Origin of the sequence: Leptospira interrogans, from assembly GCF_900156205.1 — a bacterium.
In the GTDB taxonomy this organism is placed as follows: Bacteria; Spirochaetota; Leptospiria; order Leptospirales; family Leptospiraceae; genus Leptospira; species Leptospira interrogans.
This window is the reverse complement of record NZ_FTNA01000010.1, coordinates 91,576-117,720: the sequence shown is the minus strand read 5'-3', so window position 1 is coordinate 117,720 and position 26,145 is coordinate 91,576. Positions and strand designations below refer to the sequence as shown.

Here is a 26,145-nt window from a genome sequence, read left to right as displayed (position 1 = left end):
ATGATCCGGATCGGAAACGTAACGATTCCGGGGAAAATTTCTCTTTCTCCGATGGCGGGAATTTCAGATTCACCTACTCGTAGAATTTGTAGAAAATTTGGAGCTGCTTTTTCTTATACCGAGTTTGTAAATACAGACGAACTCGTTCATCGAGCGCCTAAGGCTCTGAAAATGTTTCGCTACAAATCGGAAGAACGTCCGATCACATTTCAAATTTTTGGAAACAGATTGGAAATTATCGCAGAAGCTGCAGAGATCATTCAGGAATTAAAACCCGACATCATCGATTTAAACATGGGCTGTTCCACTCGTAAGGTTTCCTTACGAGGAGCAGGCGCTGGACTTTTGCGTAGACCTTTGTTAGCTGGCAAAATTATAGAAGCTATAAAAAAACGAGTGAACATTCCCGTTACAGCAAAGATACGGATTGGATGGGATTCAACTTCTCGAAACTATCTTGAAGTTTCTAAAATCTTGGAAGAATCCGGTGTAGATGCTCTTACGGTTCACGGTCGTACAAAAGAAATGGCTTATACAGGATTTGCGGATTGGGATGCAATCGGAGAAATAAAAGTAAATCGGAAAATTCCAATTTTTGGCAACGGAGATATTAAAAGTTTTCAGGAGGCGAATTTTAAGATCGATAAATATTTGTTAGACGGAGTTTTGATCGGTAGAAACGCGATTGGAAATCCTTGGATTTTTTCCGGAGTTAAAAAAGAAGAATTGTCTTGGTCTGAAGTTTTAGATGTAATTTTACAACATTTACGTTGGATGATTGAGGATTATGGAGAAGAATTCGGTTTGGTTTTATTTAGAAAACATCTCGTAAAATATTTAAATGGCTTTGAATTTGATCTCGCTTGGAAAACGGAATTATTGGAAATTAAAGAGTGGAATCGTTTTGAAGATATTTTGCTCTCGGATAAAAAAAGAATCGAATTCACTGTGCCCACTTTTGGAACTACTAAACGTTTTGCTTTTCCATAACCATCCATGACAAACGACCATCACGATCTATCGCTTGAAGATTACTTGCAACGTGTGAGGGACCGTTTGCTTATTTGCCTGGATAATTTTCTAGAAAAAAGGTTATCGGTCATTGAAGCGTCACGCCTCATATGGCGGCTTGGTAATGAGTTGAGCGACGACGATCCTTTATTCCGAACTTTCTTAGGTATCGATTCCGAAACCGACCATCTTCCGGTAGGAGATGAACGCAATCTTTGGAATCCTAAAGCCCTGATCGAAAAGGATAAGGAGATTCGTGAAATGGAAATTAACTTTGAATCGGAAGCAAGAATTGCGGCCGAAGTTCTCCGCTCCAGATTGGGCCATTAATGACTTGTAATACAAATGCACCTAACAGAGGAAATGGTACTAAAAACAGTTCCGGGTATGTCTGTTATCTTAAAACATTATACGATATTTTATAAACATCATTTTGTTTTGCGCACCTCAGAACCACGAACACCGAGAAGTCTCGGTCGAATCGTGTTAGCACCTTTCTTAACTGTCTTCATTAATTCTTGACTAAATTCTCTGCAGGCTTAAAAACTTTGAGAAATGGAGAAGCCACTGCATGAAACAAATTAAGTTATTCTTAATTCTTTCTTTTCTTTTGTTGATTATAATCGGATGTAAAAAGGAAGAAAAAAAACAAGAAGCGCAGATCTTAGGAAACAGGTATGCGAACTTTGACCAATGGATTTATAAAGTTCCTGGTTCCGATAAAAAGGAAGATCAAGTCAGCCTTGTTTATGGAATGGAAGAAGTAACAGGTTTAGAAAACGTTGAAGCGGAAGTAACTACAAAAAAAGGAACTTCCACTGTAACCTATATCAAAGTAAAAACTGTTGAAAACAAAGAAGGTTTTGCACCTGCAAAGAATTTTTCTGAAAACGTATATTTCGTGTTAAACGATGCAGATGATGCATTTGTAAAACCGACGATTACTGCTAACACAAAAGGTAAGTTAAAAAGAGGAATGTATTGTTTAGAACAGGAAGTGATCCAAGAATTCTCTAAAGTCACTTGTTATGATTCGATTTTGACGGAAGACAAGTTGAACAATTATTACGACGTTTGGATCAAAACAATATCGACTTCTTTAAGCAAGGATCCTCTTCTTGGAGAAACCGTAAAACTATTGAAAAAATCAAGTCAAGAACTTGCAAAGTATAACTCCGTTTCCGACGAGGAAAAAAATAAAATCCTTCAAGTCGCGACAGAATCTTTGAAAAAGGCGGCGGCTAAACAGGATGAGTTCAATACGGATATAAACACACTTGCGGGAAAATTCGGAATTATTCTTCAATAAAATTCTAAATTTTAATTTCTAAAAAACGTTTCGAAAACTTAATTTCCTTTTTTCGAAACGTTTTTGAAAATCTTCTTTTTTAACGCGAGTTCGATGTTATGAACCCATGACTTCTGAAAAAAGTTGGAATCTGAACTTTACAGATTGATTCTTTCCATGTGGAAACTACCACAATTTATAAAATAGAAGTTTATAAGAATTGAATCTATAGTATTCAAATGTGGGAACTCACACAAAATTTAGATTTGTCTGTAAAATGTAGGAACTACTTGCAAATCGCGGTTTTACGAACAAATCCTGAAATTGTAGAAACTTATACTTTTGAAAATTCTTTCTTGCGCCGAATTCACGTTATTTCTTTCCCGGAGGAACATAACCCCAAAAACTGAAATCATTGAAAAAAATAATAAAAGCCGCAATTTGAAAAGGAAAAGTGATTACGTCCCAGACAATTGTGACCGGGTATAAACCGTAACTCATAACGTATGGGATCGTCTTGGACATGATCATTTGTTCCGAAAATTTACCTATTTCAATTTCTATGATTTGCGATTTGTTAGAAGCGTGTTGTCCCGGAAACCATACCGCAATCGAGACATTATTACATTCATTTACTTTTCCGTAACATCTTTCTTTTAAAAAGTAAGTAGGAGCAGAACGGGGAATCGAAGATAGATGGAGTGGTGCGAGTGTTTTATTGGAACAATCCGCAGACGTTTGAAAACACACTCTGCGTTCAAAGTCTCCGTTACCTTCTGTATGAGAACAATCTAATGATACAATTTTTTTCGATGAATCTTCAAGACAAATCGAATCTTTGGAAATCCATGCGGCTTTTATGTTTTGGATCGATTTTCGAAGTGGAGGACCTCTGTATATGACAAGGTCAAGTGGAGATATACTAGAATGTTGATGATGTCCGGAGGTAACAGCTATTTTTGTTCCTAAATCAAAGAGCAATAAATTTCCGTTAGCTTCGATTATTAGATTACTTTCGGTAGAATTGCCGAGTTTTTTACAGATTTCGTCTTTTTTACGACGTTGTATTTCATACGAATAATCTTTATCAAGATTCGCTTCCAAAGATGACAGTGGATTGTTTGCACAGTATTGAAAGATTTTATTTGAATCAAACCAATCATCAGGACTTTCTATGATTGTTGCGCCGGGTTTGCCTGAGGTATCTTTAAATCCTTCATAAAAGTAGTAATAAAAACCGTATATCTTGGCACTTTCTTGATAATCTCTAAGCAATATTGTTGTACACTGAGATAAAGAACTCAGCAAAAAAAATGAGGAAACAAGTAAAACGAATTTGAACACAGTCATATTTTTATCAAAATTATAAGACAAAATTTTTACTTCGTAATTTTTAAATTTAGAAACTGATTCTGATCAATTTTATAGTGTTTCAATTTTGTATGTAAACGGATTTTTGTGAGATTGATAATTAACGTAGAGAAAATTTTGGCGAATGAAAAAACTCAATACAACAACTCTTTAAACTCAACGTCTCTATGGTTGTGATGCAGACTCAACATAGAATGACTTTCGTATTTGTTATACTGAACTTACTTTAATTCAAAGAATGTTTTTTTGATTTAAAAAAACGTATAAAACTACTTTTTATAAAATATTAAAATAGATAATAAAATAAAAATTTTGAATATAAAAAAATAGATTTTAAACCACAAACTTCAAATAAAAAACCCCGCATAAAACGCGGGGTTTGTAAATATATCGTAGCTCTTCAATAAAACGAATTATTGTTTGGAAACCTCTTGAGCTTTTGCTACGAGAGCATCCTTACCACCTGGAAATTTTGCGTAAATTACACACTGACATTCTTCCCAGTTGTCTTTAGAAACGTCTTTCGGATCGGATCCGGAACCGGTTGCTTTACATTCGTAAACACCAACTCCTTTTACAACACCTTGAGATTGAGAAACGATTACAGATGCAGTAGCTTCACCATCAGAAACTCCAGATGCAGATTCTACTGTTTCCCCAACCATTTTTTTCACTACATCAGATGCGCCTTGAAGTCTGGAAGCTTCGCGACATGTGGATTGCATCATCGCTTGACTTTTCTTAGCAACTGCTTTTCCAGATGCTCTGGAAGAAAATTTAATATAGTACCAGTCTTTTGGATTTGTATCTCTTGGTGTTTTTCCGTCGTTTCTTTGCTCTGGAGGTCCACCCCATCCTTCAAAAGTCCATCCACCATCACCTACAGTAGTTGCGTCTTTTTGTCCTGTGTCAGTACTGGAACAAGCTGCAAAAATCATTGTTGCTAAAGATAGAGCTATAAGTCTATTGATCATTATTTTCTCCTTGATCTACTAAATGAAAAAAGCTAATACTTTACCGAGTTTGTGCAACACATTTTTTAATGAGTTGCTTTGAATCCAAGATTTCCCATATTAAAACTAAGAATTCATTTGGATCATACTAAGTTCTACATGCTGAGAAATTTATTTTTTTTCTTCTGTTTGGTGACTCACCCGATATTTTCTACGAGTATAACTTTTCTTCCTGGAAAAATGGATGGAAGGTTGCCTGTAACTTTAGAAAGAATCGACGACAGATCCCAAGAGATTTCTAAATTTGGGGCTTTTTATGCAAACTTGTTACTAAGGGCGAGAGTAGATACCACTGAAAAAGTTAGAGATAAAGAAATTTTTAATAAGTTCAAAAACTCTCACTTTGCAAAAGAAGATTTTCTCAAAATTTGTTCCGAATTATCAACAGACTTTTTAGTTCGGGATGAACTTGGCTTTCAAAACAATATTACCCTTGATCGAACTTTATACGATTGTTCTCAAAGACGATTGGAAGAATTTCACCTTTCAGAAAAATCCGATCTTTTCATTTTAATGCGTTCTATGACGGAACGTTCTTTCCCCTGGATTCCTTTTAAAAAAAGACAAACTATCGCTTCAGTATCAAATCAGAGTTCAAGAGAATTGATTTTCGTAATCGATTTATCTCCTTCTTTTCAAAGAGAAAGAGAAGAATGGGTTCGATTTGTTAAAAATACTTCTTGGGATTCTTTAACTGGGATTAGAATCGTAACTTTTTCCGAAGGAAAAATTTCTATCCTTCCAAAAGCGAGTTCTTTAGCGGAATTGAGAACTCAAATTGGAAGTTTAAAGTCGTTCGGTAAATCTAACCTGGACGATTTATCAGAGGCGTTACTTAACATAAAACGATCGTTAGTTGGTTCTGTTTCTAAGTCTCAAGAAGTGGTTATTCTTACAAACGCAAAAGGAAAAATCCCTAATCCTGCTTTAGCTTCTTCGATTCAGAATCTGCAAACTTCTGGTTACCGGGTTTTATTATTTACAGCGTCGTACTTTTCTGCGTCTCAAACAAGATATTATAAGGGAATTTTTCCCAAAGGAAATTTATTTGATATAACATATTTTAGAAAAATTAGTACAACTAAAGATTCAAAAACTTTAATATTTCGGGGAAGACAAATTTATTTTACATATTCCAACGTGTCTCCTAATCAAGCTATAGATGAATCCTCGCTTAACAAAGTATCCTACTCGGGTAAGTATATGGAATCGGAATCAATCAATCCCTTGAATTTTATGGAAATATATTCTGAATTAACGGGTGATAAAATTTTTACTTCCGACACTTTACAAACAAATCTTACCTTTTTACTTTCCGGGGTTTTATTAAAGGATGAGTTTAGAGAAGGAAATGAAACGGAAGTTTTAGTAAAATCAGGTGAAAAAGCTTATTGGATTTTTCTTCCGCAAGGAATGAAAATTCCACAAGTGGACGAGCAAGTTCAGTATCAAACAAGGTATGTTCCGTCTGCAAATTCAGTGGACGGTGTTGTGAATGTTGCAAATCTAACGGAAAACTATAAAATTTCTCCATCTCAGATTTTAGAATGTACTCCTATCCAAGTAAGAAATTACTTTCAGAATACAAATAAAAGTTCCTTTGAATGTATAATCCGAGGTAGAGTTTTACAGGTCAAAGGATTATAATCTTTACAAAGGACTCTTCAATTGAATTCTGAAGAACATATTTTTATTGGCAACGCTTCGAATTCGATTAAGATATTCAATCGACTGAAATCTTTGTCCCAGAGTAATCTGCCGTTATTTGTTACAGGAGGTCCAGGTAGCGGTAAAACTTTTGTTTCCAATTTAATTGCAAGTTTGTCTGGTACAAATCCACAAATATTTATTATAGATTCTGATCATCACGAAAATCAGAGAAGTTTAGAATCGGCACTTTCGGTCAAAGATAATGTATATTTTCTTTTTAAGGACTTTCCAAATTTTCCAAAAGAAAACCAAGCTTATCTATTAAAAAGAATCCGCGAAAATCAAAACAATTCTCGTTTTGTTTTTATTTCTGGTAAAGAGTGGAAACAAAAATTAGAAGCCGGTCAGATTTTAGAATCTCTCTATTTTGAAATTTCTAATTTTAGATTAGACCTTCCGGATCTTAGAGAAAGAAAGGAAGATATTCCTCTTCTGATTAAACATTTTTTAGAAATTCTTTCGGATAAATATAAACGAAAAGAAATTCGGCTGAGTGAGAAATTATATCATATTTTACTAAATTATGATTTTCCTGGGAACATTAGACAACTGAGAAATTTGTTGGAAAGTATGATTTCCTTGTTTGCGGTTCGTATTTTGGACGTAAAACATCTTCCACCTCAGATGTTCGAAACTTCGTACGTGTATTCTGAATTTATCGAAGTGAAAACCGGAATTCCTTTGAGAGATTATGAAAGGGAGATTATCAAAAAGAATTTAATTCTTGTAAACGGAAATCGGGAAAAAGCCGCTAAAATACTCGGGATTTCGGAAAGAACGATTTATAGAAAGATTATAGAATTCGGTCTTTCCGACGAAGTTGAAGGAAAAAATCTTCCATCCGACGTTTAAAATAAAATAGAGATTCTTCTTTTTCCGAGTTGGTTTTGATTCGAATATTCATATCTATTAGAAAATCATAAAGTTCTCCAATTGTTTTATCCGAAAAAAAGGTCGCTTCTTTTTTAAGACGGTTACGAACAAAATTTTTTCTCGCAGGACTATAGGATTGAATTCCCAGAAATTCATAGAGTTCTTCGTCAGAAAGAGAAGTTTCGTATTTTTTGGAAATAATTTTGTATTTTCGAAGTTGATCTATTTTTTCTTTTAAAATTGAAAAAAACAAAAGCAAAGAATCTTTCCCACTTTGAAATTTTTTCAATTCCTTAAAAAAACGAATCCGATCTGATTCCATGAAAAAATCTACTAAACCGGAAGAATTGAATTCTCCACTGAACAGTAAAACATCTTCTATATCTTGTTTGGTAAAAATTTTTTTTGAAAGATAAAGTTTCAGTTTAGAAAGAGATTGAAGATATGCACCCATAGACGGAGGAATTTTGTGAAGGAATTCATCTATTGCATCTTCGTCGAGTTGAACTCCGATTTCTTTGCAAGCTTGTAAAAGTCCGCCACGGGTTTCGTTTGGATAAAAATTTTTAGTTTTGATGAGGTTTGCTTTTCCACCAAAAATTTGAAGTACTTTATTTGGAACTTCCCAGTGATTGTAATGAATCAAAAGTTGGATCGAATCCGGAAAGTTTGAAAATTGTTTTTGTAAGGATTCGTTATTCTTTCCTTTTCCGGTGGATATTGGTTTAAAAAATTCGAGTCCCGATTTGATGATAAATAATTTTCTATTAGAGAAAATATCCAAGTTAAAGGCTTCGGATTGAAATCTTTCAAAGTCTCCTGGTTCTGATACAAAGATTACAATTTCGTGGGATTCCCCCGTTTTTCGGATTGAGTCTTTGTATTTCTCTGCTAGAATTTCGAATTCGTAAGATTCTTTGGCTGCTACAAAAACAATTTGAGGTAATTTTTGATTCCAATCATTTAAGAATTCTATGGAATTTTTATATTCTTTAGTTTTAGTTGCCATTCTATTTTTTCTTAAAAGTATAAAGATCGTTTTAGAAAGTTTCTATTAAATTCAAAAAAATAATTTTGAATTTCTACAGGAAACCGTTGTTTTGCGATCATTGCTTAGTTAAAAATTTAATTTATAAGTTCTTTAGAGTTTTGAAAAATTTTGTAGTGGAAAATTAGCAAAATTACCTCAATTGTCCATTTCAATGTAATAGAAACGGATGGAGAATTCATTTTTTAACAACTCTGTTTTAGAATTTTATCAATTCTTTATCGGATCTAAATTTTTCTCGAAAATAGAAACTCATATAAATCCTATCTTAACGTAAGTTCGATATAAGAAAATTGGGCAAAATCCGGCTTGCCATTGGCAGCCGGACCGGGCTCTCAGCCCTGGTCAATAAATTGTATACAGGGAACGTAATACAATATTTCGCCTTAAGTTTCAATTTATTAACCTCGCATCGATCCCTTTCGCATTATACCGAGCTTGCGTTATCTTAAAATTTGCCTAAATAAAATTCATAGGCTCTTTTTTTAAAACAAGTCCTTAAGATATAAAATAAAGTCTCCGAAGATTAGATTATGAATATCAGTTCCGGAGTCCAGAGGATTTCTTTTCCAAACGAAGCTTTGACGTATGTAAGTCCTGCTCGTATGGGAGGAAAAGTGTATGCTGTGGAACCCATTCGTCGTGAAGATTTTAATTCAGACACAAATACTCGTGGAACAAATTTTTCTACTCCATCAAAAGAAACTTTGCCTACTACACGTGGAAGCCTAATCGATTTCTACGCTTGATTTCCTTTTAAATATTTTTTCCAAAGTTCGTGGTACTGAAAAAACATTCGAATCGGAAAACCTAATATATTTGTATAAGATCCTTCGAAAGATTGAACCGGACCTTCTATATCTTGAACTCCATAACTTCCTGCTTTATCAAAGGGAGAATATCTTTCGATGTATTTTTTAATTTGTTCCTTGTTCCAAGTATGGAAATGAACTTTAGAAGAATCGAATGCAAATTGTTCCAATCTGTTATAATAAATTCCTAATCCAGAATAAACAATGTGAGTTTTTCCTGATAATCTCTCAAGCATTTCTATTGCTTGCGAAAAATTCTCTGGTTTTTGTAGGATTGAATTTTCTTGGACCACAATCGTATCACAAGATATTAAAAGTTCATCTTTGGATCTTGTGCCTAACTTAGATAAGGAGATCCTTTTTAAATATTCCAAAGGATGCTCGTCTTTCAAAGAACTTTCGTCTATATCTTCTGATTCGATTCTAAAATCAAGATCCAAGGATTCTAAAATTTGCTTTCTACGTGGAGATTTGGATCTAAGTACAATCATAAATCCATAGTCTAAGAAAAGCCTTGCCTTGCATTCGTTTTCCTGCCGATATTGATAGAGATGAAAGAGAATCCATTAACTCAGCGAGATCAGATCGGATATATATTTTGTGTTTTGGTACTGATTTGGAATGTATCTATTTTTTCACAAGCCGTTTCAAATGAATCTAAAGATCCTAAAGAAAAACAAAAAACACAATCCGATCGGGAATTGATAGAAATAGGTAAATTAGAATCGGTTCGAAAAAAAGCGTATCTTGGATTAAAAGGAATCCGAGTTTCTCTTCTCAATTTTGGTAAAAAACAAGAACTAGATAAACTTGCAAACGATTACGGACAAGCTGAAACCTTGTACATCAAAGCAGAATACGGAAACGCTACAATCGCGTTTGAAAATATTTTTAAATCTATTATTTCGTTTGAAGAATCAATTCGAAAAGACTACGAAAGTAAAACGACTCAATTGAGTCAGGAATTAGCACCTTTGATCGTAACCATTCGGTTAGACGAAAAAAATAAAAATCGTTCTATTTTACCTGTATTAGAAAAATATTATATTCGTTTCGGTGAAACGTCCAAGGCTTCTGCTCAAGAGTTAGAAAAAGGAGATAAAACCTCGGCTTTATATTATCAAAGACAGGCGCTTCTTTCGCTTTATCAAACTAAAATTTTACTCGGAAAAAATGAGGATTCCGCTCTTTCTCTTTCGGATAAAGTTTCCAAAAATAAAATTCTGGATTCGGATTATCTAAAACCTGAAGAATTGTTATATTGGGACGACGCGGAAGGTCGCTTAAATACGGAAGCGGAAGCGAATCGAAAAAAAGAAAAAACCAAAACTTTAAAATCTTACGAATGGAGATTGGGAATTTCTGCTGAAAAAAACCAATCTAAAAATGAAATCAAAAATCAAGATTCAACACAAAATAATAGCAGTGAAAATAAGATAAAACCTTAATATTATGGTTGTTGAAAATTTCATATCTAACATTAGTAAAACGGTATTATCTGTTCACTTTTAATGAATAAGAAACAAAAGAAAGTTAATTTTTCAATAACTCTAATATATTAAAAGAAGAAAAAACAAAAGGTTTAGATTTCTATGAATCATTTTTTGAATATTAAGATATTCTACAAAAAACTTTGGATTTGTTTTTTAATTTTATTGATTTTTCCTTCTTGTAGAAGAGGTAGTTTTGATCGTATTAAAGAATCTAGTTTTCAATATTTTTGTAAAGAATATCTTCTTTTTTGTGAATACGTTGTTGCTAAAATCGATATGTTTGATTGTGATCCACTGCATAATACTTATGAAAAGGATGGAACTCATTATATCGATCGGGAAGTTCTTGCGGATGATCTAACGATTGAAAAAGAAGAAAAAGATACGGAAGTTTTCGATCCGTATTCCGAAAAAAAATCCAAAAAAGAAAAATCAAAAGACACAAATGCAGACTTCGGAAAAAATATTCGAATCGATCCACGTAAACTAATTCGTGTTTTCGATACGGAACGAGGAAAAAAACCCTCTATCGCAAATGGATCGGAATCTATCGAAGATATTCGTCCTTGTTATCCAGTAAAACAACAATACAACCGGGAGTGATCCATTGAACGATTTATTTAACGTAAAGAATAAAACGGTTTTAGTAACCGGTTCTACTCGAGGAATTGGAAGATATTTTGCAGAAGGTTTTAAAAACGCAGGAGCCATTGTTTATGGAACCGGTTCTTCTCAAGAATCAATTAAGAAGTTTGACGGTTCCGGAATTAAAGGTTTTGCCGCGGATATTCGTCAACCGGATGTAATGACTCCAATTATTGAATCTATTGTCAAAGAACATGGAAGGTTAGACGTCCTTGTAAATAACGCCGGAATTGCTTCTAATAAACCCGCGGCTTTTTTAAAAGAAGATGAAATTGAATCTATCATCCAAACGAATTTTACGGGAGTATTTAGAGCTTGTACTGCTTATTACAAGATTCATAAAAAGAAAGGCGGGAATATTATCAATATTGCATCTATTTTAGGAATGAGAGGAACAAAATTAGCTTCCGTTTATTCTGGGACCAAAGGTGCCGTGATCAATATGACTCGTGCTCTTGCAGTCGAATGGATTGGTTCCGGTTATAGAGTGAATGCAATTTGTCCTGGCTTTATCGATACGGATATGACGGAGATGATTAAGGAAAAGCCTGATGTTTTAGAACAAATGACTAATGCGATTCCGATGGGAAGGCTTGGAAAACCAGAAGATTTAGTAGGGGCAGCGATTTTTTTTGCCAGCGACGCATCTTCTTATGTAACAGGACAAACGATTGTAGTAGACGGAGGAATCACCGCAGGACTTTAAACAGTCTAACTTTTAATGATTCTTTCTCTTCATTCCATCAATCCTGAAAAAAGAAAGTTACAACAGATTTCGGATCAGTTGTCTCAAGGTAAAATTTATATATTTCCGACGGATACGGTTTATGCTTTGTTGGCAGACTCTCAATCTAAACTGGGTGTTGAAAAATTATATGAACTGAAAAATATTTCTAAAAATCAACCTCTCTCTTTGATTTGTCCAAGTATTTCGATTGCTTCCAATTATATAGAACATCTTTCGAATGATGCATTTCGATTGATGAAAAAAATCACACCGGGTCCTTTTACTTTTATTACGAGCGCTAATAAACATCTTCCAAGGGTTTCTTTTTCTAATCAGAAAGAAAAACAAATCGGAATTCGAATTCCGGATGCAATTTATTTACAAGAGTTAATGAAAATTCATCCTAATCCGTTGACTTCTACTTCCGTTTTTGCTAATGATGAATTTATCATCGAGGTCGATTCTTTAGAAAAAATATACGGATCTCGTGTAGAAGGGATTGTAGACGGAGGAATTTTAAAAGTGGAACTTTCTACAATCTTAGATCTAACTGGAGATGAAATTACAATTATAAGAGAAGGTAAGGGATTTGAACTTTTATAATTGATGTCGGATTAAAATTTTTATAATCGTTTTACTGATAACTATATAATAGAATTGTTGAAAAATTACTTCTCCATCTGTTTCTATTTTATGGAAACCGGTAATTGAAGCAGTTTTGTTAATCGGTCACTATGGAATTTTTGAACAACTTTGATGAAAACGAAACACAATTTGTGGGAATTAACACATCTGAATGAGTTTGCAAAATGTTTTTTTAAATTTTGACCTCACTAATAAATTTTCTAAATACTGTTTAGAGAATAGGGCCTTGCATTTACACAATCATAAAAAGCTACGATGTATTCTATGATTGAAATTTAGAGAAATGTTTGTTGAATTTAACGAAAGTATCATTAATTTTTATCAAGCACATTGCAAAAAAATAAATTTCTAAAAATCATTGTTCAAAACTGATTAAAATGAAATACGGCTTCGTCTCTTCTATCTAAGGCTTTTGTTTTTAGATGTGAAAAAGTATCCGGAAGAGTCATGAAACAATTTTTATTTTTACTGTGTGTATTTCTACTCTTTCAAAATTGTTCTGTCAAGCCCACGGAAAATCCGTGCGATACGAGTACTTCTCTTTTTTATAAATCTTTGTTCTTAAATTTTATTTTAACTTCCGGCAAAACGAGTATTTGCGGTATGCACACGTCGGTTCAGTTGCCTCCCCCTACGATTCTCAACATAAAATCAAAAAGTACTTTGAATACAGGATTTTTAATTGGTGAAATGGATGAGTCTGCTTCCGGAGTTCAAATTTCTTTAGATTCGGGTCCATTTATGGACGCTCAAACTTCTGGCAATCAGTGGAAATTTCAACTTCCTGCCGCAGGTGTTTCTACTACAATTCCTTCAAGTGGAATTTGGAGAGACTGGAGTTTACATACAATTTCGGTTCGATCTACTTCTAAGGAATCAAATTCTATTCCGATTACAATCACTGTTCAAAAAGGTTCAAACAAGGATATTAACGGCGACGGTTATCCAGATGCATTGATTGGTTCTCAAGCTGCAAATCGAGTTAGGGCTTATCTTTCTCTTGGGAAAGCAAAGGGTTTAGATTTGGTTCCGGTCACTTTACTAAATGGGGCAGGTGGATTTGGTTATTCCGTCAAGTTAGGCGACATCGATGGAGATGGATACGCCGATGCAGTTGTAGGAAGTGCAACAAATACATTCGCTATTTATTTAGGATCAATCGGTGGGCTTTCGACAACGGCGATTAATTATATCCCTATTGGTGTTGGTGGTTTATTGAATGTGGATGTAGGAGATATAAACGGAGACGGATTTTCAGACGTTTTGATTGGTGTACCTTATGACGTAGGAAATATTGGGCGTGTTTATTCTTATTTTTCAAATGGAGTTATGGGGCAAGGTGTTACGTTTGGTCAACAATTGAACAATCCTGGAAATGCAGGTAGTGCTGCATTTTACGGATATGCCATTACGTTAGGTGATATTAATGGAGATGGTAAATCGGATGCGATTATAGGAGCGGTCGGTTCTGGACAGGTCGGCGCTTCTTTTATTTATCTTGCGCAAGCAGCAGGGGCTTTTGCTGCTTATTCTCAAACAATTACGGGATCGACTGCAAACGAATGGTATGCAAATTCAGCAATTGCTACCGATATAAACCGGGATGGATTTGCGGATTTATTTGTGGGGGCTTATCAAGAATCGGGCGGCGTTGGAAGAGTACATTTATATTTATCTAATTTAGGAATTCTTGTGAATACCGCCAACGGTCCAATTTCAGGATTGGTTGGGTCACAAACTGGAACTTCTGTGGCAACTGGAGATGTAAACGGTGATGGATTTTTAGATCTTCTTACCGGAGGTTATTCTTACACTTCTACGTTTCCAAATCAAGGTTATGCGATTACTCATTTAACTACGGGTGATACAATGGGTTTAACTGTGAACCCTTTAAATCTTCTAACGGTTCCAGTGAATTTAGGAGATATGGGAAATTCAATTGCTTCGGTAGATATTAACGGTGACGGTTTAAGTGACGTTCTTGTGGGAGCTCCTAGTTCCGTAGGTGGAACAAATGTTGGAAACGTTTACCTTTATATATCAAACGGATTGGACGGATATACTTCGGCCCCACAAATTTTCGTCGAACCAGATGTAAACGGAACGTTTGGGACTTCCGTGGATTTATGATTGGAATCTTGTTTTATTTAGAATTAATTACATGAGTTCGGCATAAGGAACTCATGATTCTGAAAAAATTAGAATCCGAATTCTACAGATCGATTCTTCAAATGTGGGAACTCCCATAATTTATAAAATAGAAGTTTATAACAATTGAATCTGTAGTATTCAAGTGTGGGAACTACCACAAAATTTAGGTTTGTTTGTAAAATGATGTGGGAACTCTCACAAATCACGATTTTACGAAGAAATTTTAAAATTGTAGGAACTCATACTTTTAGAAAATTTTTTCTCAACCGAACTCATGTTAAAATGAGATTTAAATTTTGATGACAGCCGCAAAACAGAGGTTTTGTTCAAAAATCTGATTAGATGATGATTCTTTTTGTATCTCATAGTAGTTCCCAGAATTTTTAAAGTTTAACTGGTAAATCCACAATTTGTGAGAGTTCCCACATTTGTTTTTTAGGAAAGAATTGACCTAAAATAAAACGGATTTCTCTACGAACTCACGTTCATTATATCATAAAATTCTAAAGTAGAGCCATGAAATAGTTAGTAGTAAATAGATGAAAAATTATAAATTATTTTCTATTTAACTCTAAAAATTCATATTCTAACTCACTTAAGCTAAATTTCCCATTTTTATCGGTAGATGTTTTTCCTACCGCACATCCCTCAATTGGATTTTTATCATATTCCATGATTGTTCCGGATAATTCAGGTCTCCTGAGTCTAGAAACGCAGGATAATAACAAAATGCTAATAGGTAATATAAATAAGATTCTTTTGATTTGAATAATTGCAAATTAGATTATGGGTGGTACTACTATTATTCTCATGAAATCCACTTTTTCCATTCCTCTTCTTTAAAACCTACAAATCCGAAACCTTCTCCTAAAACAAAAGGCCGTTTGACTAAGTTTCCGTTTTTGGATAGTAGATCCAATTGTTCTTCGAGAGATAAGGAACTTAGTTTATCCTTAAGACCTAATTCTTTATAATCATTACCAGAAGTGTTGAATAATTTTTTAGATTCATTACCTAAATATTGAAGCATTGTTTTGAGTTCTGACTTTTTAGGAGGAGTTTCGCGAATTGGTAAAATTTCCAATTTCACTTTTTTTCCGGAAAGGAATTTAAGTGCGTTTCTGCAAGTAGAACAATTTTTATATTCGTAAACTTTCAATTTCAAAATCATTCTCCAATTCTGATAGTTTTTTCGTTTTTATTTTGGTCAAGTTTCTCTTCATTCAAATTTACTAAATTTATTAGGATTATGCTTTTTTAAATAATAAATTATATTCAGAAATATTTTCGTTGTTGTATATCTATTTTTCAAAAGTTGGTGAGAGTTTTTAGACTGGTTTAATTTGCAAAATACTTTTCAAGACAGACAATTTTGATTATTGGCGTAATTTACAATAGAGTTTTTGAAAAATTCTATAGTGGAGATTAGCAAAACTACTTCAATTGCCCATTTCAATATAATGGAAACAGATGGAGAATTAATTTTTCAATAACTCTAGTTATTCAATAAAAGATGGAAAAAGTTAAATTATACTTTAGAACAGTATATTATACTAAACTAATTTAATTAAGAGAAATTCGAAAACAATTAATCTAAAAATTTCTTAAATAATATGAATTAGATACAAGAAATTCATATTATAAAACCTAACTTTTCCGTAAAAAATAAGATGTGGGAACTACCACAAATTCAGATTTTACAGTTGGTTTTTGAAAATGTAGGAACTATTATCAGAAATTTATAGTAACAGAAAATCTGTTTAAAGACCTATTGAGAATTGTGTAATAGATTATCAAAAATCTAGCTTCTAAACGGTAATTCATTTATAAATTCAAGTTAATCTATTATGCAGGCATCAGTAAATTTGTAGGATTTCCCTATTCGGATCTATGTTTTACAGATAAATGGTTAAAATGTGGGAACTCATACAAAAACTACAATGTTAAAGGGCCGTAAGTCACACAATGTTGACGGTTTTTGTAGGAACTCATACTTTTTGTTGGGGACTCAAAGATAATTAATTATAAAACTTTGAGACAGTTTTCGAATGAATTAAGCGATAGAAGCCATAAAATTATAAACACGTTATTACTCTTATCAAGTATTGAAAAAGAAAATTTTGAGATTCAATCGATTCCAACTTCTCGACAAAACCGGTCAGAAAGGAACGCTTAAAAGAAGAGAATTTTCTTTCTCGGGCCTAAAAATCTTTTCGTTGAAATGAATGATTTTAACCGATAGGATTCTTACGGGAAGCTTCGGGCGTGTTGAATAAGAAAACAAACCTAACCGGAAGACAAAAAGCCGCAGTTTTTCTAATTGCGGTCGGAAGTGAAGTGTCTTCCGAGATTTTCAAACACCTACGTGAGGATGAGATCGAACAAATTACGTTCGAAATCGCACGACTCGATAAGATTACTCCCGAAGACAAAGAAAAAGTTTTAGTAGAATTCAATGAGCTAATGATGGCTCAAGAATTCATCTCTAACGGAGGGATTGATTTTGCTCGCGGCCTTTTGGAAAAAGCGCTCGGAAATCAAAAGGCGATTGATATTATCAATAGACTTACTTCTTCTTTGCAAGTCAGACCGTTTGACTTTATCCGAAGAACTGACCCGCAACATTTATTAAACTTTATCCAAAATGAGCACCCTCAGACGATCGCGTTGATTCTTTCTTATTTGGATCCTCAAAAGGCTTCTAATATTCTTTCTAACTTACCTCATACGATTCAGGCGGAAGTTGCAAAACGAATTGCAACGATGGACCGAGTCAGTCCGGACGTACTTCGGGAAGTGGAAAGAGTTTTGGAAAGAAAACTTTCTACTCTGGCTTCTGAAGATTATACTTCTGCGGGTGGTATTGATTCCGTAGTTGAGATTCTAAACTTAGTCGATCGGGGAACGGAAAAGACTATTATTGAAGCTCTGGAAGAAGAAGATCCCGAACTTGCGGAAGAAATCAAAAAAAGAATGTTCGTATTTGAAGATATAGTTCTTTTGGATGACAGAGCGATCCAAAAGGTAATGCGAGAAGTGGATAATTCGGATCTTGCAAAAGCCTTGAAGTCAGTTGATACAGAAGTTCAAGAGAAGATTTTTAAAAACATGTCTAAACGAGCTGCGAACTTACTTCGTGAAGACATGGATTTTATGGGTCCGATTCGAATTAAAGACGTGGAAGACGCTCAGCAGAAAATTGTTAATATTATACGTAAACTCGAAGATGCAGGTGAAATCGTCGTGGCTCGTGCCGGTGAAGACGAACTCGTTATGTGATTTTATCGATTCGTTTTTGAAAAACCATTTTTCACTTCAAATTTTTTGAATGGAACCCGATTGAATGATTCGGCTTATTAGAACTTTTGCATACATATTAGTCTTTTGGATTTTATGTTCTTGTGTATCTGATTCCGATCGTTTTCAAAATTTAGATCTAATAACACAAGCGGAATGGACTGCTAGTTTAGGAAATCATTTAAAAGATAGATTAGAAAAGTCAAATGTTCAGAAATCTTTTCTAAAAAACAAAAAAGAAAAACTGAATATTGAAACGAATTCTAGGGAAAAAGAATCAAAAGATTTTAAAAATTGGAAATTAATTACACGCTTTCCCGTTAACTTCAATTTTCTTTTTTCCATACCGAAACAATCTGGATTTCACGATGTAACCGTAAAAGTAGAATTTTCTATTCATTCGGATTCAATATTTCTAACATTTTTAAAACAACCGACTGCAATTTATTTCCCAGATCTGGGAGAAAACTGGGAACTTTATCTCAACGGAATACCAATTCGAAAAGAAAAATTTCTAAAACAAACCGATACCGGAGATTTAATTCCTTCGGTTCGAAGATCTTTAAAATCCGTAATTTTACCAATTCCATCTGGGGTTTTAAAAGAAGGGAAAAATACAATTTTAATATATATGATCGGAGAATCCGATTTTACACATTATATTCCAAATGAACATTTCGGATTTTATCATTCAAAAGGATATAAAATTTTATCTTTAGAACAAATTTATGAATCTACCTTTGAATATTGGGATTTGTTGTTATATGGAATTTATACTATATTCGGAATTTATCATATTTATTTTTACTTTATTCGAAGAAAAGATTTATATTATCTCTATTTCGGATTGTTCTCGTTTTTTTCTTCGGTTTATTTTTTTTCTTCTTCCAATTTGATCTTTCAAAAATTCGTAAATCCAAATCCGGAACTAGACAGTTCTCTTTTTTTTAGGATGCAGTATTCTTCTTTGACTCTGATTTTTCCTTCTTTCTATTATTTTTTAAAGGATTATTTCTCTCCAAAAGAAAAAGGGAGTGTGATTGCTTCTTTTTTTGTAATTTTTTTGATCGGGTTGTTTTTTGCGTTTTTAACCGTTCCATTTTCTTGGGTGCATATCGCCTTTAAAATTTGTCAAATTTTGGCGATTTGTTTTTCAGTTTATATTTTATTTTTTTCGATTCAAACCGTAAGAAAAAAGAAACAAGATGCACGTAAAATATTGGTGGGGATTTGCGTATGTATTGTTTTTTCTACTTGGGAATTATACGGCTCGGTTTTTGAAAATGCAAAGTATCATTCTACTTTTTTTAAGCTTGTTTATTTATTTTTTATCATATCAATCGCCAGCACATTAGTTCTAAGATACGTTCAACTTTACAAAGACGCTCAGCTTTTAAATAAATATCTTATCGATCAGAAAGAAGCTTTTTATCGATTTGTTCCTGTGGATTTTATTAGAATTATAGATAGAGAATCTCCCATATCGATTTCGGTCGGCGATAGTAAAGAAAAATCAATGACTGTTTTGACTTCTTGTATTCGAAATTTTGCAAGTCTTTCTAAAACAGTTCCATTAAATCAAACAATTACGTTTTTAAATTCTTATTTAAGCGAAATGGAAGAATTGGTTTATAAAACCACTGGTTTTGTAGATAAATATATAGGAAATGAGATACTTGCACTTTTTGGAGACTACGACGAAAGAGCAGCAAAAGAAAATTTCAATTCTGCAGACAACGCGGTGGAATCAGCAATCAAAATGGTAAATGCGATCCGATCTGGAAAATTAGTAAAAAATTTTTTGATACCATCTTTTTGGAACTTAGAGATCGGCATTGGGATCAATACCGGTTCTGTGATTTTAGGAACCGTAGGAAGTGAAAGAAGAATCGATACAACTGTAATTGGGGATGCAGTTGATCTTTCATCTGGACTTCGATCTCTTACGGCACTTTACAAAAGTAAAATATTAATTTCCCATCATACGTATCTTAGACTTCATAGAATGAGTGAAATAGGAATACGTATGATCGATTCGGTTATTCTAAAAGAAAGAGATCAAGCCGTGGATATTTATGAGGTAATCGAATCCGATCCCGAATCAATCAAGGAATTTAAACTGAAAACTTTAGAGTTATTGTCTCAAGGAATTTTAGAATATAAATCCAAGAGGTTTGACGAAGCCGCTAAAATTTTTAGACAACTCTATCGAGAAGAACCAAAAGATTTTATTTCTATGATTTATTTAAAACGTTGTAAACTATATTCTTCCAAACCCCCAGATGAGAATTGGGATGGAGTTTTTAGGTTTCAGACAAAGTAGAAAAGGTTTGTTTTATTAGAAATTATCAGAGATACATAAAAATCTTTTCAATAACACAGAAAGTTTGAATTAAAACCCTTATAAGATTCTAAACGAAATAAAATTTTAAAAAGCAAATAATTTAAAACAATCTCAAATGTTTTTAAAATGGTTATGAAGGGAGATTATTGATCTTATAAAATTCAATAAAGGTGATTAACACAAACTGCTTCAATCGACTATTCCATAAAACAGAAACAAGATGGAGAATTAGTTTTTCAATAACTCTAATGTAAATTTTATAGTAAAGTCTTGTTTAAGTATGAAATACTCGTTATAGTTTTGAGCAAGATCGTTTTTTGGATTTTATAGAAGTTTTTATAAATAATTTAGTATTGGCAGTTTACTAAAAAACATAATAGTTTTAGAATATACTCTAAGTTTTTATATTGCTATAAAGGTGTATAAAAAATAAAAGTAGGGTTTTTATAAAACTTCTTACAGACAGTGAACTTATTCCAGAGTTTATAGCTTTTATGAAAAAAATCCTATATTATAATTTTTTAAAAAATTCTGTAATATTATTTTTATGTATATTAGAGTTGTTGAAAAATTCCATAATGGCGATTAACAAAACTGCTTCAATTGCCGATTTACATAAAATAGAAACAGATGGAGAATTAATTTTTCAACAATTTTATTCATAATAATGAGATTTTTTATAATAAAAATAAAACTTCGATTTAATTTTTTTATTCGTTTTCAAGTTTTACTGTTTAAGAAAGTCCTTTTTATAATTTGTCTTTTATCTGCGGTTTCGATTTTTTCCTCAGATCTTCCCGATTTTCAACTTAAGGATCAAAGAAACAAGGTTTTAAATTCAAAAAACTTAAAAGGAAAAATGGTTTTTCTTTTAGGATGTTCTTACATGGATATAGTTCTATGTAGAAAGCACGGAAGAAAAATTTATTGGAGAATGCAGAACCTGATCGACGAGTCCGAAGACTTTGTGGAATTTATCGCGTTTGTAGATCTTAGAAACGCTCCAAATGCGATTCAAGTTTATATCGATGAAAATAAATCGAAGAATTATGAATCGATTTTATTGGATACAAAAGGAGTTTTGTCTTCTGGGATTCGGCCTAACGTTTCCTGGTTGAGAATTTTTTCCCGAAGTAAAAAACAAATATTCGAATCTTATTATAAAGAAGTGGATGATCAAACCGTGGACTTTTTGTATGAAATTGTACGTAAACAAAAAAAGTAAAATTGGAATCTGTGTTTTTATTCTTTTTTTTAATTGTGTGGAAAAGAAACCGCAGCAAGCGGCTTATTGGAGAGAATATCTTTCATATCAGAAAAGTATTCTTAAGGAATATCCAAATGGAGGAATTCGAAATGCCTTATTTGGAAATTTGACTTCCAAGGATGAATTTCTTCTACAAGAAAAAGATAATATTCTTTCAATCGATTTTTATCTTCAAAAAACTAGCCAAGGATTTAAAAACGTTCTGACAACTGAAAAAATTCCGGAAGATGTTCCGTATCAAATTCATGTGGAATATTTTCCGACGTCGTTCCGAGATCAAAATACGTTTCAAATGAAACGTAAAACGGTTACGATTCTTCCTTTTTACAGTTATTTAGATTTTTTCCATCATATAGATCGTTTTCAAAATTTTCTTCGTTCCGATTTTGATCATTCCTCAAAACTGACTACGATTTCAAATACACATCGTTATCTTTGTTCTGTTTCTCATTGTAATTCCGGAAGAGGAGAAAATTTTTCTTGGCTTCTTTATGAGTTAGATGAATCTACCAAAGCTATTTATCCTCAGTTTTACAAACGGTTTGATAAACTTCTCAATCAAGTTTCTTATAAAATTACAATCTTTAAAACAGGAGAATTTTTAAGTGGAATAGAACTTTATAACGAAGGAACAAAAACTTTTTTAAAAATTCCAGATACTTTTGCTGGTTATTGGAGTAAGCCAGAAATTCTTCATATTCGTATTTCATTATTCATTCAAGTTTATGGACTCAAAATAGATATTAGAAATTTAGGATATACGCTTCGTTTTTATTCCTCTAAAAATTATGAAAAAGTTACTGGGGAATTTTCTAAATTACCGGAAAAGAAAATCAGCGGACGGTTTTTGAAAATTTTTCCACCCGGAATGGTAGATTGGTTTATTCCTGGAAATATGGAAGAATACTTTGATCAATATTTTACTCTTCTTGTAAAAGGAAGTGAAGGTAAAGGAGGTAATAAATTTGAATCCGAATCGTTTCGAAATGGAAAAAATATGAAAGTAATTTTGAAATCACAAGCTGAAATTTTTAGAGACCGTTTTTCGCCGTTTCGTTCTTCTGATGAAAAAGACGATCAACCTTCTTTTTGGGATATATTACAGGAAACTTTAATTGAAGATTTATATTGAAATCCATTTTGAGAAGTAGGTTTGTTTTTACTTAAAAAAATCTATTTCAGAAATTATTGATTCCGCTTTACGGTTTTCTTTTTTAACAAGAAGAGGATTTTGATCATAGATTGTAGAATCTTTCTAAAGTGCTTGACTGAGAGTCTAAGTTCCGGGACTTATTTTAGTGTTCTCTTATTTTCTAGAACACAAAATCATAATTCAATCGATGAATTGGAGGTACTATGGACGGAATCGCTCTTTTTACAAGTCAAGGCTTGTATTTTATTTTTAAATGGATCCATTTTCTTGCAGGTGTTGCATGGATCGGGTTACTTTGGTACATTAACTTTGTACAAGGTTCTTTCTTTGCAGAAACCGACGCAGATACAAAGAAAAAAGCCACTCAACAATTGGTTCCAAGAGTTCTTTGGTGGTTTCGTTGGGGTGCGATGTTCACTTTCCTTAGCGGCTGGTGTATGATCATTCATCAAATTATAAACGGAGCTACTCTTTCCAGTGGCCAATGGCTTGCGATAATTCTCGGCGGGGGATTGCTCGGTTCTTTGATGTGGTTTAACGTTTGGTTTGTGATTTGGCCTGCGCAAAAAGTAGTGATTGCATCTGCAAAGGGAGAAACTACGGAAAATCCGGCTCCTCGTGCTGCAAGAGGTCTTTTAGCTTCTAGGACAAATACTTTACTTTCTATCCCTATGTTATTTTTGATGGGAGCTGCAAGAAATCTTTCTATTTCTTTTGATGTAACTAGCGCGGAAGCTCATACGTTTTTGGGAGTGATTTTAGGAATTCTTGCAATCGTAGAAATCAACGCGTTAACCGCAACACCGGAAAGCGCTAGTTTTAAACCGATCAAAACCGTTAAGGGTGTAATTACTTCCGGATTTATTCTTTGTTTAATTATCTACGTTTTACTTGAGGCTCTTCTTTAATTCATGAAAATCAGTAAAAATCGGGGCGGGTTTTCCCGCCTTTTGACTGTTTGTATTTTTTCGATTCTTATTTTAGCAAATTGTAAAGAAGACGAAAATCTTTCTCCAGAACAAAAAATGATTTCTCAAGGGAAAGGATTATACATTACAAATTGTTCCTCTTGTCACAATCAAAATCCCGCTTTAGATGGTGCGGTTGGGCCGGCGATTAGAGGATCAAATTTTGAATTATTAAAAGCGAGGATTGTAGAAGGAACGTATCCTCCTGGTTATATTCCTAAACGTACGAGCAAAGTTATGAATAGACTTCCTCTAAACGACGAACAGATTCGTAGTATAGAAACGTTTTTGAATACGCCTTAATTTCTCCCTATGGAGTCCCGAACATTTCTCATAATATCTACAATCTGAGAATGAACCTTTCCGTTGGATACGACTACCTCGGAATTACCGGAAAGAAAATGTTTTCCATTAAAATCGGTTAATTTGCCACCGGCTTCCATCAAAATGACGGAGCTGGCTGCGGTGTCCCAAAGTTTGACTCCTTTTTCCCAGATACCGTCTAATAGCCCTTCTGCGACCCAACAAGTATCTAAAACAAAAGAACCGGTTCTTCTCATCGATCTGCCGCAACTGATAAACGCGGTTATATCGGAAATGACTTCGTTTAATATTTCTTTTCTATTTGTTGGAAAACTTGGAACTAACATTGCACGAGCAAGGGATTCGGTGTTAGAGACGTCGATTCTAAGTCCGTTTTTAAATGCACCTTGAGATAGGATTGCGGAATATTTTGTACTGAGTCCCGGAGCGAATACAACTCCGGCAACTGGGGATTCTCTGTGTTCGAGTCCAATGGAAACGCAATAAAGTGGAATTCCTCTTACAAAATTCATTGATCCATCGATCGGGTCTAAAACCCAACGAAAGGAATTATTTCCTTCGTGTTTGTAGTGGTCTTCGGAAAGAATAGAATCGGAAGGAAAATTTTGTCTTAAATATTCTACGATAAACTTTCCCATCATTTCATCCGCTTTATGAATCTGATCTCTTTCTTCGATTTCAGTCGAGAAAGAGAAAGTTTTTAGATCTTTCTGAAGTTTCAGAGCTGATTCAATAAAAATACCGGATACGGATTGAACGGATTTGATCCTACGTTTGACTTCCTCTAACGGAAAATCAATGGGAGGGGCAAGCGGATGTTCCATAGGTTTCTCTTCAAAAAGATTACTTTCGTTTTAGGATTTTCCAAAGCATATTTCCGGAAGGAGTTATACCTCTTTCCGTTTCGAAGGAATGAAGCCATTCGTGCAAAGGTTCCTGGTTCATCAAATTTATGGTCATGCTTTCCGGCGACAATAAAAGATCAATCAAATGCCGGAAGGTTTCAAATTGATTAAAAATTCTTTCTTGAGAACTTTCTAAAAACCTGGAACTGATCGTATGAAGTTCTACATCGATCGGTTCAAAAACCTTACCTGGTTTCCAAATTTCTTTGTTGATGTTTAAAATTGAATGAATCATAGAAATTTGTTTAGAGTAATCTACGTCGTCGAAAAGTTCAGAATAAGTATGTTGTGATTTGTTATAAGAAGAAACGGAATCAACATCTATCATGAATTCTGTCTCTTTATATCTTCTGGTTAAAAAATCTACCAAGACGTCATTCTGAAATTCGAGAGATTCTAAAGGAAGAATTCTTGCCAAAAAGTAAATTCTCCGAGTTCTAACTGCCGCCGTTTTGCCCTGTACAGGTTGTTTGACGATCATCGAATTTGGAGCGCCACCTAAATACGTAAGTATAAAGCTTACTACAAAGATGAATTTTTTATTTTGGTTTTCTTCGGAAAAATGGATCTCTTTTACCAAAAAAAGTTGATTCGAGTTTTTTTTGGGCTTAGGAATTGGAAGTACATTACATCCTTGGATTAATTCTGGAATGAGTTGTTCTGCTTGTAAAAGAAATTCTTTTGCAGCTGAAAAGTCGATTTCGTAAACCGAAGTAGATGGAAGAATAAAATTTTCTTCAAATTCTAAAAATGCAGTATGTAAATTATCTACAAAAATTTCATGAGGACGATTTTGTCCAGATATGGATGAGAGAATTTTATTTAATTCTTCAATTTGAATCAGTTCCAATGGATTTACACCTGTTTCATTTTGTTAAACGACATGATAAATTCTCATAAGTTTTTTTGATCTAAAAAAATTTTTATCATAAAATAGAATGTATGTTAAAACACATTATAAATTTATAGAATCCAAAAAAGAGTCATCCTTTAATTCAGTTTTTGCGTAAAATTACTGTTTTAGGGATCTTCGCAAAAATTAAAAATTCATTTTATAATTTTCCTATTGTAATGTAAGTTCTGTGTAAGAAAATCTGGAC

Annotated in this window: 24 protein-coding genes; 17 read left to right on the top strand and 7 right to left on the bottom strand. The window is 33.4% G+C overall.

What is annotated here, in order from left to right:
• From dusB to lenA, 3 genes are all read left to right on the top strand, one after another.
• Positions 1 to 990, top strand: a complete 990-nt coding sequence (dusB, locus tag BW942_RS10395) for a tRNA dihydrouridine synthase DusB (protein ID WP_000619222.1) — start codon at positions 1 to 3, stop codon at positions 988 to 990.
• A 150-nt stretch (positions 991 to 1,140) separates the two neighbouring features.
• Positions 1,141 to 1,341 carry a hypothetical protein gene (locus BW942_RS10390; RefSeq protein ID WP_001278415.1) on the top strand — a complete coding sequence of 67 codons (201 nt, stop codon included), beginning with the start codon at positions 1,141 to 1,143 and terminating at the stop codon, positions 1,339 to 1,341.
• Positions 1,342 to 1,582: 241 nt separating this feature from the next.
• The gene (gene lenA / locus BW942_RS10385; protein WP_000809534.1) at positions 1,583 to 2,320 is read left to right on the top strand and encodes a lipoprotein LenA; all 738 of its coding nucleotides are present in this window, start codon (positions 1,583 to 1,585) and stop codon (positions 2,318 to 2,320) included.
• A gap of 351 nt (positions 2,321 to 2,671) precedes the next feature.
• On the opposite strand, the gene BW942_RS10380 is transcribed toward lenA, so the two are convergent.
• On the bottom strand, positions 2,672 to 3,649 hold the full coding sequence (locus BW942_RS10380) for a hypothetical protein (protein ID WP_000215618.1): 978 nt from the start codon (positions 3,647 to 3,649) through the stop codon (positions 2,672 to 2,674).
• A 434-nt stretch (positions 3,650 to 4,083) separates the two neighbouring features.
• Positions 4,084 to 4,644, bottom strand: coding sequence for a lipoprotein LipL21 (locus tag BW942_RS10375; RefSeq protein ID WP_000610519.1), 561 nt, complete (start codon positions 4,642 to 4,644; stop codon positions 4,084 to 4,086).
• A gap of 138 nt (positions 4,645 to 4,782) precedes the next feature.
• Between BW942_RS10375 and BW942_RS10370 the strand changes: the two genes are divergently transcribed.
• Both BW942_RS10370 and BW942_RS10365 read left to right on the top strand, forming a co-directional pair.
• Positions 4,783 to 6,330, top strand: a complete 1,548-nt coding sequence (locus BW942_RS10370) for an LIC10012 family protein (protein WP_000945708.1) — start codon at positions 4,783 to 4,785, stop codon at positions 6,328 to 6,330.
• Positions 6,331 to 6,351: 21 nt separating this feature from the next.
• A complete protein-coding gene (locus tag BW942_RS10365; protein WP_001083576.1) occupies positions 6,352 to 7,245 on the top strand; it encodes a transcriptional regulator in 894 nt (297 codons plus the stop codon).
• On the opposite strand, the gene holA is transcribed toward BW942_RS10365, so the two are convergent.
• Positions 7,187 to 8,275 carry a DNA polymerase III subunit delta gene (gene holA / locus BW942_RS10360; RefSeq protein ID WP_000212007.1) on the bottom strand — a complete coding sequence of 363 codons (1,089 nt, stop codon included), beginning with the start codon at positions 8,273 to 8,275 and terminating at the stop codon, positions 7,187 to 7,189. The genes BW942_RS10365 and holA overlap by 59 nt on opposite strands.
• Positions 8,276 to 8,847: 572 nt before the next feature.
• Here holA and BW942_RS10355 point away from each other — a divergent pair.
• The gene (locus tag BW942_RS10355) at positions 8,848 to 9,063 is read left to right on the top strand and encodes a hypothetical protein (protein WP_001027464.1); all 216 of its coding nucleotides are present in this window, start codon (positions 8,848 to 8,850) and stop codon (positions 9,061 to 9,063) included.
• Here the strand turns inward: BW942_RS10355 and BW942_RS10350 are convergent.
• Positions 9,054 to 9,617, bottom strand: a complete 564-nt coding sequence (locus BW942_RS10350; RefSeq protein WP_000636518.1) for a nucleoside triphosphate pyrophosphatase — start codon at positions 9,615 to 9,617, stop codon at positions 9,054 to 9,056. The genes BW942_RS10355 and BW942_RS10350 overlap by 10 nt on opposite strands.
• Positions 9,618 to 9,677: 60 nt before the next feature.
• On the opposite strand from BW942_RS10350, the gene BW942_RS10345 reads away from it, so the two are divergent.
• The 5 genes from BW942_RS10345 (at position 9,678) to BW942_RS10325 (ending at position 14,766) form a co-directional block, all read left to right on the top strand.
• Entirely contained in the window at positions 9,678 to 10,574 is an 897-nt protein-coding gene (locus BW942_RS10345; RefSeq protein ID WP_000662440.1) for a hypothetical protein, read from the top strand.
• 144 nt (positions 10,575 to 10,718) lie between these two features.
• Positions 10,719 to 11,222: a hypothetical protein gene (locus BW942_RS10340; RefSeq protein ID WP_001015338.1), complete on the top strand. Its 504-nt coding sequence runs from the start codon at positions 10,719 to 10,721 to the stop codon at positions 11,220 to 11,222.
• A 4-nt stretch (positions 11,223 to 11,226) separates the two neighbouring features.
• On the top strand, positions 11,227 to 11,970 hold the full coding sequence (locus BW942_RS10335) for an SDR family NAD(P)-dependent oxidoreductase (RefSeq protein ID WP_000998676.1): 744 nt from the start codon (positions 11,227 to 11,229) through the stop codon (positions 11,968 to 11,970).
• Positions 11,971 to 11,985: 15 nt separating this feature from the next.
• Positions 11,986 to 12,594 carry an L-threonylcarbamoyladenylate synthase gene (locus tag BW942_RS10330; protein WP_000603802.1) on the top strand — a complete coding sequence of 203 codons (609 nt, stop codon included), beginning with the start codon at positions 11,986 to 11,988 and terminating at the stop codon, positions 12,592 to 12,594.
• Positions 12,595 to 13,083: 489 nt separating this feature from the next.
• On the top strand, positions 13,084 to 14,766 hold the full coding sequence (locus tag BW942_RS10325) for an FG-GAP-like repeat-containing protein (RefSeq protein WP_000808720.1): 1,683 nt from the start codon (positions 13,084 to 13,086) through the stop codon (positions 14,764 to 14,766).
• An 829-nt stretch (positions 14,767 to 15,595) separates the two neighbouring features.
• Here the strand turns inward: BW942_RS10325 and BW942_RS10320 are convergent.
• A complete protein-coding gene (locus BW942_RS10320) occupies positions 15,596 to 15,952 on the bottom strand; it encodes an arsenate reductase family protein (protein WP_001971937.1) in 357 nt (118 codons plus the stop codon).
• A 1,100-nt stretch (positions 15,953 to 17,052) separates the two neighbouring features.
• On the opposite strand from BW942_RS10320, the gene fliG reads away from it, so the two are divergent.
• The 6 genes from fliG (at position 17,053) to BW942_RS10290 (ending at position 24,119) form a co-directional block, all read left to right on the top strand.
• On the top strand, positions 17,053 to 18,066 hold the full coding sequence (gene fliG / locus BW942_RS10315; RefSeq protein ID WP_000932791.1) for a flagellar motor switch protein FliG: 1,014 nt from the start codon (positions 17,053 to 17,055) through the stop codon (positions 18,064 to 18,066).
• 64 nt (positions 18,067 to 18,130) lie between these two features.
• Positions 18,131 to 20,407, top strand: coding sequence for an adenylate/guanylate cyclase domain-containing protein (locus tag BW942_RS10310; RefSeq protein WP_000620271.1), 2,277 nt, complete (start codon positions 18,131 to 18,133; stop codon positions 20,405 to 20,407).
• A gap of 688 nt (positions 20,408 to 21,095) precedes the next feature.
• Complete coding sequence (locus BW942_RS10305) at positions 21,096 to 21,653, top strand: hypothetical protein (protein WP_001210323.1); 558 nt, start codon at positions 21,096 to 21,098, stop codon at positions 21,651 to 21,653.
• A complete protein-coding gene (locus BW942_RS10300) occupies positions 21,625 to 22,827 on the top strand; it encodes an LIC10025 family lipoprotein (protein WP_000781311.1) in 1,203 nt (400 codons plus the stop codon). Before BW942_RS10305 ends, BW942_RS10300 begins: the two co-directional genes overlap by 29 nt.
• Positions 22,828 to 23,051: 224 nt before the next feature.
• Positions 23,052 to 23,756 carry a urate hydroxylase PuuD gene (locus tag BW942_RS10295; RefSeq protein ID WP_000348685.1) on the top strand — a complete coding sequence of 235 codons (705 nt, stop codon included), beginning with the start codon at positions 23,052 to 23,054 and terminating at the stop codon, positions 23,754 to 23,756.
• 3 nt (positions 23,757 to 23,759) lie between these two features.
• A complete protein-coding gene (locus BW942_RS10290; RefSeq protein ID WP_000703334.1) occupies positions 23,760 to 24,119 on the top strand; it encodes a c-type cytochrome in 360 nt (119 codons plus the stop codon).
• On the opposite strand, the gene BW942_RS10285 is transcribed toward BW942_RS10290, so the two are convergent.
• Both BW942_RS10285 and BW942_RS10280 read right to left on the bottom strand, forming a co-directional pair.
• Complete coding sequence (locus BW942_RS10285; protein ID WP_000400940.1) at positions 24,116 to 24,964, bottom strand: inositol monophosphatase family protein; 849 nt, start codon at positions 24,962 to 24,964, stop codon at positions 24,116 to 24,118. The genes BW942_RS10290 and BW942_RS10285 overlap by 4 nt on opposite strands.
• Before the next feature lie 19 nt (positions 24,965 to 24,983).
• Positions 24,984 to 25,895: an LIC_10030 family protein gene (locus BW942_RS10280; RefSeq protein WP_000420355.1), complete on the bottom strand. Its 912-nt coding sequence runs from the start codon at positions 25,893 to 25,895 to the stop codon at positions 24,984 to 24,986.
• Positions 25,896 to 26,145 lie beyond the last annotated feature (250 nt).

Excerpts from the sequence above, each read along its gene's own strand:
- BW942_RS10380 (WP_000215618.1), bottom strand. The coding sequence starts at position 3,649 with ATGACTGTGTTCAAATTCGTTTTACTTGTTTCCTCATTTTTTTTGCTG.
- BW942_RS10375 (WP_000610519.1), bottom strand. The coding sequence starts at position 4,644 with ATGATCAATAGACTTATAGCTCTATCTTTAGCAACAATGATTTTTGCA.
- BW942_RS10345 (WP_000662440.1), top strand. The coding sequence starts at position 9,678 with ATGAAAGAGAATCCATTAACTCAGCGAGATCAGATCGGATATATATTT.
- BW942_RS10370 (WP_000945708.1), top strand. The coding sequence starts at position 4,783 with ATGCTGAGAAATTTATTTTTTTTCTTCTGTTTGGTGACTCACCCGATA.
- BW942_RS10295 (WP_000348685.1), top strand. The coding sequence starts at position 23,052 with ATGGACGGAATCGCTCTTTTTACAAGTCAAGGCTTGTATTTTATTTTT.
- holA (WP_000212007.1), bottom strand. The coding sequence starts at position 8,275 with ATGGCAACTAAAACTAAAGAATATAAAAATTCCATAGAATTCTTAAAT.
- lenA (WP_000809534.1), top strand. The coding sequence starts at position 1,583 with ATGAAACAAATTAAGTTATTCTTAATTCTTTCTTTTCTTTTGTTGATT.
- BW942_RS10290 (WP_000703334.1), top strand. The coding sequence starts at position 23,760 with ATGAAAATCAGTAAAAATCGGGGCGGGTTTTCCCGCCTTTTGACTGTT.
- BW942_RS10325 (WP_000808720.1), top strand. The coding sequence starts at position 13,084 with ATGAAACAATTTTTATTTTTACTGTGTGTATTTCTACTCTTTCAAAAT.
- BW942_RS10285 (WP_000400940.1), bottom strand. The coding sequence starts at position 24,964 with ATGGAACATCCGCTTGCCCCTCCCATTGATTTTCCGTTAGAGGAAGTC.
- BW942_RS10350 (WP_000636518.1), bottom strand. The coding sequence starts at position 9,617 with ATGATTGTACTTAGATCCAAATCTCCACGTAGAAAGCAAATTTTAGAA.
- BW942_RS10340 (WP_001015338.1), top strand. The coding sequence starts at position 10,719 with ATGAATCATTTTTTGAATATTAAGATATTCTACAAAAAACTTTGGATT.
- BW942_RS10330 (WP_000603802.1), top strand. The coding sequence starts at position 11,986 with ATGATTCTTTCTCTTCATTCCATCAATCCTGAAAAAAGAAAGTTACAA.
- dusB (WP_000619222.1), top strand. The coding sequence starts at position 1 with ATGATCCGGATCGGAAACGTAACGATTCCGGGGAAAATTTCTCTTTCT.
- BW942_RS10300 (WP_000781311.1), top strand. The coding sequence starts at position 21,625 with ATGAAATTGTACGTAAACAAAAAAAGTAAAATTGGAATCTGTGTTTTT.
- BW942_RS10310 (WP_000620271.1), top strand. The coding sequence starts at position 18,131 with ATGATTCGGCTTATTAGAACTTTTGCATACATATTAGTCTTTTGGATT.
- BW942_RS10355 (WP_001027464.1), top strand. The coding sequence starts at position 8,848 with ATGAATATCAGTTCCGGAGTCCAGAGGATTTCTTTTCCAAACGAAGCT.
- BW942_RS10305 (WP_001210323.1), top strand. The coding sequence starts at position 21,096 with ATGAGATTTTTTATAATAAAAATAAAACTTCGATTTAATTTTTTTATT.